Origin of the sequence: Tabrizicola sp. (genome assembly GCF_022842145.1) — a bacterium.
Taxonomy (GTDB): domain Bacteria; phylum Pseudomonadota; class Alphaproteobacteria; order Rhodobacterales; family Rhodobacteraceae; genus Tabrizicola.
In genome coordinates this window covers 1-12,823 of record NZ_JALHQD010000015.1, presented here as the reverse complement: position 1 = coordinate 12,823, position 12,823 = coordinate 1, and the positions used below count along the sequence as shown (strand labels likewise).

The 12,823-nt window shown below is 64.8% G+C and carries 16 protein-coding genes; 7 read left to right on the top strand and 9 right to left on the bottom strand.

What is annotated here, in order from left to right; all coding sequences use genetic code 11:
- The 4 genes from Q0C42_RS21465 to Q0C42_RS21450 all read left to right on the top strand — a co-directional run.
- Window positions 1–402: RNase adapter RapZ (locus tag Q0C42_RS21465; RefSeq protein ID WP_295081101.1), on the top strand; the 402-nt coding region annotated here is incomplete at its 5' end.
- Complete coding sequence (locus Q0C42_RS21460) at window positions 399–794, top strand: PTS fructose transporter subunit IIA (protein ID WP_295081098.1); 396 nt, start codon at window positions 399–401, stop codon at window positions 792–794. The genes Q0C42_RS21465 and Q0C42_RS21460, both read left to right, overlap by 4 nt.
- Before the next feature lie 8 nt (window positions 795–802).
- On the top strand, window positions 803–1,072 hold the full coding sequence (locus tag Q0C42_RS21455) for an HPr family phosphocarrier protein (protein ID WP_295081095.1): 270 nt from the start codon (window positions 803–805) through the stop codon (window positions 1,070–1,072).
- 48 nt (window positions 1,073–1,120) lie between these two features.
- Window positions 1,121–1,999: a lysophospholipid acyltransferase family protein gene (locus Q0C42_RS21450; RefSeq protein WP_295081092.1), complete on the top strand. Its 879-nt coding sequence runs from the start codon at window positions 1,121–1,123 to the stop codon at window positions 1,997–1,999.
- A 34-nt stretch (window positions 2,000–2,033) separates the two neighbouring features.
- On the opposite strand, the gene Q0C42_RS21445 is transcribed toward Q0C42_RS21450, so the two are convergent.
- On the bottom strand, window positions 2,034–2,354 hold the full coding sequence (locus tag Q0C42_RS21445; protein WP_295081089.1) for a hypothetical protein: 321 nt from the start codon (window positions 2,352–2,354) through the stop codon (window positions 2,034–2,036).
- 33 nt (window positions 2,355–2,387) lie between these two features.
- Window positions 2,388–3,263 (bottom strand): 3-hydroxybutyryl-CoA dehydrogenase, encoded by an 876-nt coding sequence (locus tag Q0C42_RS21440; protein ID WP_295081086.1) that lies wholly within the window; start codon window positions 3,261–3,263, stop codon window positions 2,388–2,390.
- Between the two features lie 163 nt (window positions 3,264–3,426).
- On the opposite strand from Q0C42_RS21440, the gene Q0C42_RS21435 reads away from it, so the two are divergent.
- The gene (locus Q0C42_RS21435) at window positions 3,427–4,245 is read left to right on the top strand and encodes a DUF6473 family protein (protein WP_295081084.1); all 819 of its coding nucleotides are present in this window, start codon (window positions 3,427–3,429) and stop codon (window positions 4,243–4,245) included.
- A 63-nt stretch (window positions 4,246–4,308) separates the two neighbouring features.
- Here the strand turns inward: Q0C42_RS21435 and Q0C42_RS21430 are convergent, their stop codons facing one another.
- From Q0C42_RS21430 to Q0C42_RS21405, 6 genes are all read right to left on the bottom strand, one after another.
- Window positions 4,309–5,235: an FAD-binding protein gene (locus Q0C42_RS21430; protein WP_295081081.1), complete on the bottom strand. Its 927-nt coding sequence runs from the start codon at window positions 5,233–5,235 to the stop codon at window positions 4,309–4,311.
- Entirely contained in the window at window positions 5,235–5,996 is a 762-nt protein-coding gene (locus tag Q0C42_RS21425) for an electron transfer flavoprotein subunit beta/FixA family protein (RefSeq protein ID WP_295081078.1), read from the bottom strand. Before Q0C42_RS21425 ends, Q0C42_RS21430 begins: the two co-directional genes overlap by 1 nt.
- A gap of 149 nt (window positions 5,997–6,145) precedes the next feature.
- Window positions 6,146–6,718 (bottom strand): cob(I)yrinic acid a,c-diamide adenosyltransferase, encoded by a 573-nt coding sequence (locus tag Q0C42_RS21420; RefSeq protein WP_295081075.1) that lies wholly within the window; start codon window positions 6,716–6,718, stop codon window positions 6,146–6,148.
- 3 nt (window positions 6,719–6,721) lie between these two features.
- Window positions 6,722–6,925, bottom strand: coding sequence for a twin transmembrane helix small protein (locus Q0C42_RS21415; RefSeq protein ID WP_295081072.1), 204 nt, complete (start codon window positions 6,923–6,925; stop codon window positions 6,722–6,724).
- Window positions 6,926–7,029: 104 nt separating this feature from the next.
- Entirely contained in the window at window positions 7,030–7,860 is an 831-nt protein-coding gene (locus tag Q0C42_RS21410) for an SDR family NAD(P)-dependent oxidoreductase (protein ID WP_295081069.1), read from the bottom strand.
- A 24-nt stretch (window positions 7,861–7,884) separates the two neighbouring features.
- A complete protein-coding gene (locus Q0C42_RS21405; RefSeq protein ID WP_295081066.1) occupies window positions 7,885–8,481 on the bottom strand; it encodes an SH3 domain-containing protein in 597 nt (198 codons plus the stop codon).
- A 143-nt stretch (window positions 8,482–8,624) separates the two neighbouring features.
- Between Q0C42_RS21405 and parC the strand changes: the two genes are divergently transcribed.
- Entirely contained in the window at window positions 8,625–10,940 is a 2,316-nt protein-coding gene (parC, locus tag Q0C42_RS21400; RefSeq protein ID WP_295081063.1) for a DNA topoisomerase IV subunit A, read from the top strand.
- 72 nt (window positions 10,941–11,012) lie between these two features.
- On the opposite strand, the gene Q0C42_RS21395 is transcribed toward parC, so the two are convergent.
- The gene (locus tag Q0C42_RS21395; RefSeq protein ID WP_295081060.1) at window positions 11,013–12,371 is read right to left on the bottom strand and encodes a cytochrome P450; all 1,359 of its coding nucleotides are present in this window, start codon (window positions 12,369–12,371) and stop codon (window positions 11,013–11,015) included.
- Window positions 12,372–12,539: 168 nt separating this feature from the next.
- Here Q0C42_RS21395 and Q0C42_RS21390 point away from each other — a divergent pair.
- On the top strand, window positions 12,540–12,823 hold a 284-nt coding region (locus Q0C42_RS21390; RefSeq protein WP_295081058.1), incomplete at its 3' end, for a GTP-binding protein.

Below are 12,823 nucleotides of genomic sequence, written 5' to 3'. Positions count from 1 at the left end.
GTCCAGTCCTTCAGCTACAAGCGCGGCACTCCGCGCGGGATGGACATGATCTTCGACTGCCGGTTCCTGGCGAATCCCCACTGGCAGCCCGCGCTGCGTCCGCTGGACGGCCGCGACCCGGCGGTCGAGGCCTTCGTCCGCGCTGACCCGCGCTTTGACGCGTTCTTCCGGAAGGTGAGCGATCTGATCCTGTTTCTGCTTCCGGCCCATCTGGAAGAGGGCAAGGCGCATCTCGCAATCGGCTTTGGCTGTACCGGAGGGCAACACAGGTCGGTCGCGATGGCGGAAATGGTCGGTAAGGCGCTTGCAGAGGCGGGCTGGCCGGTGTCAAAACGGCACCGGGAACTGGAACGCAAGGCTGCGGTCCATGAGCCCCAGGCAATGAAGGTGGCAGGCGCTTGATCGGTATCGTGATCGTGGCACATGGCGGTCTCGCGCGGGAATATCTCCTTGCGGTCGAGCACGTCGTGGGTCGTCAGGACGGGGTCCGCGCCATCGCGATCGAGGACGACCACGACCGAAATGCCAAGCAGGCCGAAATCTGCGACGCCACCGACGCCGTCGACACTGGCCATGGCGTGGTGCTGGTCACCGACATGTTCGGCGGCTCGCCCTCGAACCTGTCGCTGCCGGCCTGCGCGACCTCGGGGCGTCGCATCCTTTACGGTGCGAACCTGCCGATGCTGATCAAGCTTGCCAAATCGCGCGACCTGGGTGTTCCTGAGGCTGTTGCCGCCGCGCTGGACGCGGGACGCAAGTATATCAACAGCCTCGACCTTGGCGGCGGGGCCTGAGAGGCCAGATGACCAGCCGCACTTTCCGGATCGTCAATGAAAAGGGCCTGCATGCCCGCGCCTCGGCCAAGTTCGTCGAAGTGGTCGAGTCGCATGAGGCCCGCGCCAGCGTGACGAAGGACGGGATGGAGGTTTCGGGCGATTCCATCATGGGCCTTCTGATGCTTGGCGCGTCGCGCGGGACCACGATTGACGTCACCACCAGCGGCGACGATGCGGAGAAACTCGCCGATGCCTTGGAAGCGCTGGTTGCGGCCCGCTTCGGAGAGGATTATTGAGCAGTTATGTCCGGACGCGTGCCGGGCACTGCCGGGGATAGCCGCTTAGTGACAGACCAGAGCCAGATCGCCACCGAGACGCCGTCGTCTGCGGCCGGTCGGGCTGACCGTCAGTATGACATGCGGCGGCTGTCCTATGCCGGAACCTTCAAGAATCCGTGGAAGGCCGGGACGATCCGCGTGCTGGAATGGCTGACCGCCAAGGTCCAGCTTCTGCGCCTGATCCGCAGCTTTGAAAAATCCGGCGCCCCCCACGGCGCGCCGTTCTGGCCCAAGGCGATCCGCCACATGGGCATCCGGATCGAGACCCCGCCGGAAGAGATCGCCCGCATCCCCGCAACCGGCCCCTTGGTCGTGGTATCGAACCACCCCTCGGGACTGGTGGACGGGATGGTCCTTGCCGAAATGGTCAACCGCGTCCGGTCCGATTTCAAGATCCTGACCCGCTCGCTTCTGACCGGCATCCCCGAGGTCGAGGAGTTCATGATTCCCGTCCCCTTCCCGCACGAGGACAACGCCCGCGAGTTGGGTCTGCAGATGCGGGAAGAAACGCTGGCGCATCTCAAGGCCGGGGGGGTGATCATCCTGTTTCCGGCGGGCAAGGTCGCGATGAGCCCCGGCTGGTGGGGCCCGGCGGTGGAAGCGGAGTGGAACGTCTTCACCCACAAGATCGTCAAGTCCACCGGGGCGACGATCCTGCCGATCTACTTCCCCGGACAGAACTCCCGCCTGTTCCAGATCGCCAACCAGGTGTCGGACACCGTGCGGCAGGGGTTGCTGCTGTATGAGATCAAGCGGTGTCTCTTCAAGCCGACCCGCCCGGTGATTGGCGAACCAATCCCGGCGGAGGAGCTGAAGAAGTGGGAGGGTAACCCGAGGGGGTTCCTGGCCTGGTTGCGGGAGCATACGCTGGGGTTGGGGAAGTAAGCCCTAGGCGGCCCTTCAGACTAACGCGATGAGATTAGCCTACATCGCCGCCATAGATACATAGACCGACTTTTCCATCGGCCACGCCGCTGACCAGTTCGCCATCAAACCCGACATGCACGTATCGAGCATTCGGCGGCGCGTCGTAACGATATGATCTGCAAGAGGAATAGCCGTTTGACGGGTCGAAGTCCTCTCGCTGAAACTCGCCCAGTATCTCTCCGACCTGATTCTGGGTCATTCCCTGGGTAACCAGCGACGCCCGGCTCTCTTTTGGCACAGTGGTGTCGGCAGGCTTCAGGCCGCCGCACGCCGTCAGTGCCATAGAAATCCCGATGAAAAAGGCATGCTTCAAGTGTCGGTTCCTTCTCTCACCGGAGTCTTGATCCTACCGCGTAGGCACAGGCACTTCGCCCCGATAGTCGTAGAACCCCCGCTGCGTCTTCCGCCCCAGCCACCCCGCCTCGACATACTTCGTCAGCAAGGGACAAGGCCGGTACTTTGTATCCGCCAGCCCCTCATGCAACACGTTCATGATGGCAAGGCAGGTGTCCAGCCCGATGAAATCCGCTAGTTCCAAGGGCCCCATAGGGTGGTTGGCCCCAAGCTTCAGCGACTCGTCGATCGACTTTACCGAGCCCACGCCTTCGTACAGCGTATAGACCGCCTCGTTGATCATCGGCATCAGGATGCGGTTGACGATGAAAGCCGGGAAATCCTCGGCACTCGCGGCGGTCTTGCCAAGCTTGCGAACCACCTCATGCAGCGTGTCCCAGGTCTCCTGATCGGTCGCGATGCCGCGGATCAGTTCGACCAGCTGCATCACCGGGACCGGGTTCATGAAGTGGAAGCCCATGAACTTTTCCGGCCGGTCGGTGCGGGAGGCAAGGCGCGTGATCGAGATTGACGAGGTGTTCGAGGTCAGGATCGTCGTCGGCTTCAGGTGCGGCAAGAGGTCCTCGAAGATCGCCTGCTTCACGGTCTCGCGTTCCGTGGCAGCCTCGATGATCAGGTCGCACTGACCCAGATCAGCCAGCTTCAACGATGTCCTGACCCGCTCCATCGCCGCGCGCTTGTCGGCGGGCATGACCTTCCCGCGTGAGACCTGACGCTCGATGTTCTTCTCGATGGTTGCCAGTGCCTTCGACAGGCTGTCTTCCGAAATGTCGGTCATCAGCACATCGTAACCCGCCAGCGCAAAGACATGGGCGATTCCGTTGCCCATCTGCCCGGCGCCCACGACGCCCACCAGCTTGATCTCCATCGCCCGCACCTCCGTCTGACGCCTTCGCTTATGCCCCGTGGGTATCGCCCGCGCAAGGCGGGGGGAAATGCGTAGAGCTTTAGTCAACCGCCCGATTTTAGCCATTGGGCAACCACCATCGGCCATGCTTTGCGGCGGGTGGACTGAATTCGGGTGTGTGATGATGACGATTCCGGCGGGCGTGCGGGCGCTTGACTACTTTCCGTGCCGCTATGGGGCCGCCAAGGCCTTGTTCCGGGGGCCAGCGCGTGACCTGACGCAGCCCTATGTCGCCGTTCTGGGCGGCTCACCCACCTTCGGCAAGTATGTGCAGCGGCCCTATCCGGCGCTGGTGGAAGCGGCCCTTGGGTGCCCGGTAGTCAATCTGGGCGGGCTGAACGCCGGTCCGGACTTCTACCTGACAGACCCCGCGGCGCTGGACATCGCCGCCCGCGCGGAGGTCGCCGTCGTGCAGATCACCGGGGCCGAGGCGCTGTCGAACCCGTTCTACCTGGTGCACAGCCGCCGCAACGACCGCTTCCTGGTCGCTACCCCCGCGCTGCGCGCCCTGTTCCCCCAGGTGGACTTCGCCGAGATCCACTTTACCCGCCACCTTTTGCAAGTGCTGGAACGCAGTGACAGGGCGGCCTATGCCCAGGTGGTGGCCGGTCTGAAACAGAACTGGCTGGACCGGATGCGCCTTCTGCTCGCCCGGCTGCCGCGGCGCCGGCTTCTCCTCTGGCTGGCCGATGCCCCGCCGCCCGAACGCGCCGGCAGCCTGGACCCCGCGCCGCCGTTCATCGACCAGCCCCTGCTTGGTGCGCTGCTGCCCGACGTGTCGCACCTGATCGTCGCCACGCCCAGTCGCCGCGCCAGGGCGCTGCAACCCTTCGACATGACCTACCCCGAGACCGAGGCCGCCCAGGCCGCCTGCCTGCCCGGCGCTGCGGTGCATGCCGAGGTGGCGGAACGTCTGGTCCCGGTCCTGCAGCGGCTGATGTGAAAAGGGCCACCCGAAGGCGGCCCTTTGTGCAGGCGTAGGGTGGGCGATCCGCCCACCTTCGCTTTACAGCTTTTCGATCAGCTCGGGGACCAGAGTGAACAGGTCGCCCACCAGGCCGTAATCGGCAACCTGGAAGATCGGCGCCTCTTCGTCCTTGTTGATCGCGACGATGACCTTCGAGTCCTTCATCCCGGCAAGGTGCTGGATTGCGCCCGAGATGCCGACCGCGACGTAGAGATCCGGCGCCACGACCTTGCCGGTCTGGCCGACCTGCCAATCGTTCGGCGCATAGCCACTGTCCACCGCGGCGCGCGAGGCACCGACGGCGGCGTTCAGCTTGTCCGCCAGCTTCTCGATCAGCGCGAAGTCGGCCTGAGAGCCAACCCCACGGCCACCCGACACGACGATCCCGGCCGAGGTCAGTTCCGGACGGTCGCTCGAAGCCACCTTGTCCTCGACCCAGGCCGACATGCCGCCATCGACCGTGGCCGACACCTTCTCGACCGGGGCGTTGCCGCCCTTGCCCGCCGCATCGAAGGTCGCGGTGCGGACGGTCAGGACCTTCTTCGCGTCCGAGGTCTTCACCGTCTGGATCGCGTTCCCGGCATAGATCGGCCGGTCGAAGGTCGCGGCGTCATGCACGGCCAGCACTTCGGAGATCACCATCACGTCCAGCATCGCCGCCACGCGCGGCAGGACGGATTTGGACAGCGCACCCGAGGGGGCGACGATGTGTTCGTAATCCGCGGCGAGCGAGGCCACCAGCGCGGCGGTCGGTTCGGTCATGCCGTGGCAGTAGACGTGATCGTCGGCGAAGAGGACCTTGGCTACCCCGTCCAGCGTCGCCGCTTCGGCAGCCGCGGCATCGCCGCCCGTGCCAGCGACCAGCACCGTCACCGGGCCCAGCGATTTCACTGCGGTCAAAGTCTTGGCGACCTGATCGGTCGCAAGCTTGCCCTCGGCAACATCGGCAAGAAGAAGAACGGCCATCAGAGCACCCCCGCTTCGTCTCTGAGTTTCGCGATCAGTTCGGCGACGGAGCCGACCTTGACCCCGGCCTTGCGGCCTGCCGGTTCCACGGTCTTGACGACCGAAAGGCGCGGCGCGACGTCGACGCCGTAATCGGCCGGCGTCTTCACCGCCAACGGCTTGGCCTTGGCCTTCATGATGTTCGGCAGCGACGCATAGCGCGGCTCGTTCAGGCGCAGATCGACGGTGATGATCGTCGGCATCTTGACGGTGATCGTCTGAAGGCCTCCGTCCACTTCACGTGTGACCTTTGCCGTGTCGCCTTCGATGGCGACTTCCGAGGCGAAGGTCGCCTGCGACCAGCCCAGAAGGGCGGCCAGCATCTGGCCCGTCGCGTTCATGTCATTGTCGATGGCCTGCTTGCCGCAAAGGACCAGGCCAGGAGCCTCTTCCTTCACCACAGCCGCGAGCAGCTTGGCTACCGCAAGCGGCTCGATGTCGACATGCACGTTGTCGGTCGCCTCGATCAGGATCGCGCGGTCCGCGCCCATCGCCAGCGCGTTGCGCAGGGTTTCCTGGCTTTGCTTGACGCCGATGGAGACGACGACGACCTCGGTCGCGACGCCTTTTTCCTTCATGCGGATCGCCTCTTCCACGGCAATCTCGTCGAAGGGGTTCATCGACATCTTGACGTTGGCGAGGTCGACCCCCGATCCGTCCGCCTTCACCCGAACCTTTACGTTATAGTCGATCACCCGCTTGACCGGGACCAGAACCTTCATGGGCCGCACTCCTTGTCCGACGTGGGCCGCTTCGGGCCACACAAGCTCTCGCCCGCCTGTTACCGGATCAGGAAACGTCGCAACAGAGCAAATACGACAGGTTGGCGCGACGCGACGCCGCGTTTTGATCGCTGGGGTCGATCAGGCGGTCAGCGCGTCAGGCCGGGGACCCAAAGCACGTCATCCTTGCCGTCATTGTTGGCGATGCGGCCTGCGACGAAGAACCAGTCCGACAGACGGTTCAGGTAGCGCACCGCCTCGGGGTTCACATCTTCCATCGTGGCTGTTTCCACCACCAGACGCTCGGCCCGGCGGCAGACGGTGCGGCAGAGATGCAATTGCGCGGCCAGTACGGAACCGCCCGGCAGGATGAAGCTGCGCAGGGGCGTCAGCTTGGTGTTCATCGCGTCGATCTCGGCTTCCAGGCGCAACACCTGGCCTTCGATCATCCGCAGTGGCGTGTAGCTGAGGGTCGGATCCAGGTGCCGGTCCGGCGTGCATAGGTCGGCCCCAAGGTCGAAGAGATCGTTCGAGATGCGTTTCAGCGCCTCGGCCATATCCCCGGTCGCGTGCAGTCGCGCAAGGCCGACCGTCGCGTTGGTCTCATCCACGGTTCCGTAAGCCGAGACCCGGATCGAGTGCTTCGCGACCCGCGCGCCGTTGCCCAGTGCGGTTTCCCCGGCATCGCCGGTCTTGGTGTAGATCTTCGACAGGACGACCATGATTTACCCTTTCGACCGCAGCCAGGCAAAGCCCGCGATCACCACCACGGCCGCAAACTGGACCCCAAGCCGCCAGCGCATGATCTTGTTGGCGTTGCGCTTGTTGAACTCGCCACCCTTGGCAAAGCTACCGATACCGAAAAGCAGAATTCCAAGCACCGCCAGGCAGGCGATGACGGCGAAGATGACAAGCGGGTCAGAAAACATGAGCGCACTCCCTTTCGTGCTGATCTAGGTGCAGGCGGGCGGAAAGCGAAGCCAATTTTCTTGCGCAGGAAGTTTGCCAGGAATTTTCCCTGGAGTTCGTGCGCCTAGCCCTTGGCGATCAGCCAGTCCAGCGCGCGCGTGGACAAGATCCGGCGCAGGAATCCCATCAGGTAGGTCGGCGTCGTCACATAGTAGCGCGCCTTGGGACGCTTTGCTTCGACCGCGTGGATCAGCTTTGCGGTCACTGCCTCGGGCCCCAGTTCAAAGGCGTCCTTCTTCGTCTTCACCCCGTAAAGCCGCCCGCGGAGCGTCACGTATTGCTCGCGCCGGGCCGAGTTTTCCCAGTCCACCCACTTTTCAAAATGCGGCACCGCGTTTTCGCGGATTTTCGTGGCGATCGGGCCAGGCTCGATCATGATGATGTCGATTCCCGTGCCGCGCATCTCGATGCGCAGGACGTCGGACAGGCCTTCCAAGGCGAACTTCGTGGCCACATAGGCCCCGCGCCAGGTGGCCCCCACCAGACCAAGGACCGAGGAGCAGTTGACGATCCGCCCGTGTCCCTGTGCCCGCATCACCGGGATGAACCGACGGGTCAGGTCGTGGTAGCCGAACAGGTTCGTCTCGAAGATTTCCCGCAGCGCGCCGCGCGGCAGGTCCTCGACCGCGCCGGGGCAGGCGAAGGCACCGTTGTTGAAAAGTACGTCCAGAGTGCCCCCGGTCCGCTGCAAAGTCTCGGCTACGGCAGCGGCGATGCTGGCCTCATCCGCATAATCCAGTCGGAAGCTCTCCAACCCCTCGCCCCGCAACCGCTCGCAGTCCGCTTCCTGGCGACAGGTCGCAAACACGCGCCAGCCGCGCGCCTTCAATCCCCGCGCAGCATCAAGCCCGATGCCCGAGGAGCATCCGGTGATCAGGATCGAACGTTGGGTCATCACTGGCTCCGGGCACACGGCCCGTCACGGAGCCTCGGCGCTGAGGTAGCGCATCGCGACGAAGCCTTCCACCCCGTCGCCCTGGATCACGATCCGCGCCCAGTCGTCATCGACCGCCTGCACCATCAGCGCAGCCTCGCCAGAAGTGAGCTTGCCGACAACCTCGGCTTCGGTCGAGGGTTCGGCGCGGACGTTGACCGAGCTTGCACTGACATACCAGATCGTGCCTGCGCCCCCGGCAGCCACTTCAGGCTGTGCCTCGGCGGCAGGGGGCGTATCGTTGCCGACCGACGACAGCGAAAAGACGGGTTCTTCCACAGCTGTGACAAGTTCACGTTCGGGTTCGATGTAGGGCGCAGGTTCGGCGGAGGCCACGACGGGAGCGGGCTCTTCCACTGCGGCCGGCGGTTCGACTGCGGCCACTTCGGCCACCGGGTCCACGGCGGTACGCGTGGTCTCGACCAGCTGCTCCGGTTGCGATTCGGCTCCGGTCACTGCCTCGGGCTGCACCTTCTTGGCCGCCGCGGCGGCGAGGCCGGGGCGCATCTGGCCGCGGTCTTCTCCAGCAATCATCAGGGCGGCGAACATGCCGATACAAAGAAGCAACGTGAGGCGAAGCATGAATTAATCCGTTTCTATCGTTGGCGCGGTCTTAGCACAGGCGTTTCCAGGGAGTGTAAGAAAAATGCACAACCATCGCGTTGGTTCCATGTTCCGGCGATTGGTATCTGGACCCGTAAGGCCGATTTCCCTACACAACATCCATGAGCGCAGACGACGACGAACCCAAGATCGAGGGGCCGCAGGGCCTGACCACCTCCGAGCCGCTGTCGCGCGCGATCGGAGAACGGTATCTGACCTATGCGCTGTCCACGATCATGCACCGGGCCCTGCCAGACGCGCGCGACGGGCTGAAGCCGGTCCATCGGCGAATCCTCTGGGCGATGCGGCGGCTGCGGCTGACGCCGACAGGGGGGTTCCTGAAATCGGCCAAGATCGCTGGCGACACGATGGGGGATTTCCACCCGCACGGCGATTCCGCGATCTATGACGCGATGGCGCGTCTCGCGCAGGATTTCAACATGCGCTACCCGCTCGTGGACGGGCAGGGAAATTTCGGCAACATCGACGGCGATAACCCCGCCGCCAGCCGCTATACCGAGGCGCGCGTGACCGCCGCCGCCGAGGCGCTGATGGAAGGCATCGACGAGACCGCCGTCGATTTCCGGCCGAACTACGACGGCCGCCTGGAAGAACCCGTTGTCCTGCCTGCTGCTTTCCCGAACCTTCTCGCCAACGGCTCCAGCGGCATCGCCGTCGGCATGGCGACGAACATCCCGCCGCATAACCTGGACGAGTTGATCGACGGCTGCCAAGCGCTGCTGGCTGACCCCGCCCTGACCGACGAAGCACTGGTGGCCCTGGTCCCCGGCCCCGATTTTCCGACCGGCGGCGTGATCGTTGAACCGCGCGATTCGATCCTGGAGGCCTACAAGACAGGTCGTGGCGCCTTCCGAACCCGTGCCAAGTGGGAGGTCGAAGACCTTGGACGCGGCACCTGGCAGATCGTCGTCACCGAAATTCCGTTCCAGGTCCAGAAATCCAAGCTGATCGAGAAGCTGGCCGAGATCATCCAGATCAAGAAGGTCCCACTTCTTGCCGACGTCCGCGACGAGTCTGCCGAGGACATCCGTCTGGTGCTTGAGCCCCGGTCCCGCACTGTCGACCCCGAGGTGCTGATGGGCAGCCTCTTTCGCAACTCGGACCTCGAGGTGCGCTTTTCGCTGAACATGAACGTGTTGATCGACGGCAAGGTGCCGAAGGTCTGCTCGCTGAAAGAGGTGCTTAAGGCCTTCCTGGACCACCGCCGCGACGTGTTGCGGCGGAGGAGCCAGCACCGGATCGAAAAGATCGACGCCCGGCTGGAAGTGCTGGAAGGCCTGTTGATCGCATTCCTGAACCTCGACCGGGTGATTGACATCATCCGATATGACAACGACCCGAAGGCCGCCCTCATCGCCGAGGACTGGTCGAAATCGCACATCCGGGCGATGTCGGAGAAGGACTACCAGCCTCCGGCCAAGGGTGGCGAAGGCCAGCTGAACGAGGTCCAGGCCGAAGCCATCCTGAACATGCGCCTGCGGTCCTTGCGGCGTCTTGAAGAAATGGAGCTGAACGCCGAGCGCGACGCCCTGATGAAGGAACGCGCCGACCTTGCCGACCTTCTGGACAGCGACCGACGCCAGTGGAAGCGCATCGGCAAGGAACTTGACGAGGTCCGCAAGACCTATGGCAAGAACACCGTCCTCGGCGCCCGGCGCACTCAGTTCGCCGACGCGACCGAGTTCGAGGACATCCCCTACGAGGCGATGATCGATCGGGAACCGATCACCGTGATCTGCTCGAAGATGGGCTGGATCCGGGCGATGAAGGGCCATGTGGACCTTGCGGCGGAGCAGAAGTTCAAGGACGGCGATGGCCCGCGCTTCGCCTTCCACGCCGAGACGACGGACAAGATCCTGCTCGTGGCCGAAAACGGCCGGTTCTATACCTTGCTGGGCGCGAACCTGCCCGGCGGGCGCGGCATGGGCGAACCGGTGCGCCTGATGATCGACCTGCCGAACGACACCGGGATCACCGATTTCCTGCTGTACCGGGCTGGGCAGAAGTATCTGCTCGCGTCCTCGGCCGGGGACGGGTTCATCGTTCCGTCGGAAGAGCTTGTGGCCCAGACCAAGGCCGGAAAGGCCGTGCTGACCGTCCGGGAAGGAACCAGGACGGCGGTCTGCATTGCCGTGGCGGGGGACTCGGTGGCCGTGGTGGGCGACAACCGGAAAATGCTGGTTTTCCCTTTGGCGGAACTGCCCGAAATGGCGAGGGGCAAGGGTGTCCGGTTGCAGAAGTACAAGGACGGCGGGTTGTCGGATGCGATCACCTTCACGAAGGCAGACGGGCTTTCGTGGAAGGACCCTGCCGGGCGCACCCGCACGGAAACCGACCTTGTGGAGTGGACCGGGGCCCGGGCAAGTGCCGGAAAGATGGCCCCACGCGGCTTCCCTCGGGACAACAAGTTCACCTGACAGGCCGCTCGTCGATGACTTCGTCACTCCTCGCCGGCAATCACGACGCGGAGACGAAGTCGAACGAGGAGGTCAGGCCCGCTCCACCTTCAGCCAGACGCCGCCCTGCGGCCGCAGGGTCAGGATCATGACGGGCTTCGGCTCTTTGCCCGGCACAGGGGCAAAGCGAAACCGCGCCAGCAGGGTTGCCAGCACGATCACCGCCTCTTGCAACGCGAAGGATGCGCCGATGCAGATGCGGGGGCCGTCGCCGAAGGGCAGGTACTGAAAGCGCGGCACCGCCTTGGGATCGGTGAAGCGGTCGGGGCGGAAGGCATCGGGGTCCTCCCAGAGCAGGCGGTGCCGGTGCAGCGCGTAGATCGGCAGGATTACGGTGTCGCCGGGCCGGACCTCACGACCGCAGAGGATATCGGCGGCCATCGCGGTCCGCGACAGGAAGGCCGCGGGGGGATACATCCGCAGCGCCTCGTCCACGATCCGCCGCACAAGCGGCAGGCGGGCAAGGTCCGCCACTGTGGCCGCCCTGTCGCCCAGAACCGCCTGCGCCTCCTCCCGCGCGGCAGACTGCACGGCCGGGTCAAGGGCACAGAGATACAGCGCCCAGCTTAGCGTAAGCGCCGTCGTCTCGTGCCCCGCGACGATGAAGGTCAGCAGGTTGTCCCGCATCTCTGCCGTCGTCATCTGCCGACCGCTTTCCGGATCGGAGCCCGCCATCAAAAGGTCCAGGAGGTCCGGCGGAGCCTTAGCGCCCTCGGCCTTCCGCGCCTCGATGGCCCGGTCGGCAAGGCGCTTGGTCTGCCGCATCGCCGACCCGGTGAACAGGCGATTGGGCCGCGGCACCCAGGGCGGCGCGCCAAGGACGTCCAGAAGCGAGACCTTCGCCGTGGCCCCGATATACTGCTCGATCGCCTCATGAACCGAGGCCCGGTCGAAACCCGACCCGTCCGAGAAGGTGACGTCCGCGATGACCTCGAAGGTGGCCGTGACCATCTCGTCGAAAAGGTCCGCCGCCCGACCAACCGAGCGGTCGAGACGCGCGACAGACCGCTCCGCCGCCGCGGTCATGACCGGCCCCAGCGCACTGACGTTGCGGTGCGAGAAGACCGGAGCCGCCGTCCGCCGCTGCCACATCCACTGCGCGCCCTCGGCCACGAAGAGGCTGTCGCCGATGGCGGGCTCCAGGATCAGCTTGGTCACAACCGACTTCGGATAATCGTCCACGCGGTCGCGCAGGACCTGCTTCAACCCCTCGGGGTCCATCAGCATGTGCCAGCGCTTGCCGGTGCGGCCCGACAGGATCGGCACCCGCGTGGCGACCTCGGGGATCAGCTCCAGAACGTTGCGCTGTGCGGCGCGGAAGCTTTGCCAGACCCCCATCGGTTCGGTGTGCAGGGCGACGCGGGCGGGGAGGGGGGAGGTGACATCCAGCATGATGCGACAAAGATAGGGCGGCGCGGTCCAAGGGCAAAGCGCGGGCTTGCCGCAGGCGCGCGCCTTTCGGCCAATCAGGCTTGAATTTCCCCCGCACGCGGGATAAGTCGCCGCCCGTGTAATCTCGGGCCCGGCTTCGGCCCGATCTGGACAAGGGCGGAATTCGCAATGGGCAAGGCAAAGTTTGAACGGAACAAACCGCACGTCAACATTGGCACGATCGGCCACGTTGACCACGGCAAGACGACGCTGACGGCGGCGATCACGAAGTATTTCGGCGAATTCCGGGCCTACGACCAGATCGACGGCGCGCCGGAAGAGCGGGCTCGTGGGATCACGATCTCGACTGCGCACGTGGAATACGAGACCGAGGCGCGTCACTACGCCCACGTCGACTGCCCCGGCCACGCCGACTACGTCAAGAACATGATCACCGGTGCCGCCCAGATGGA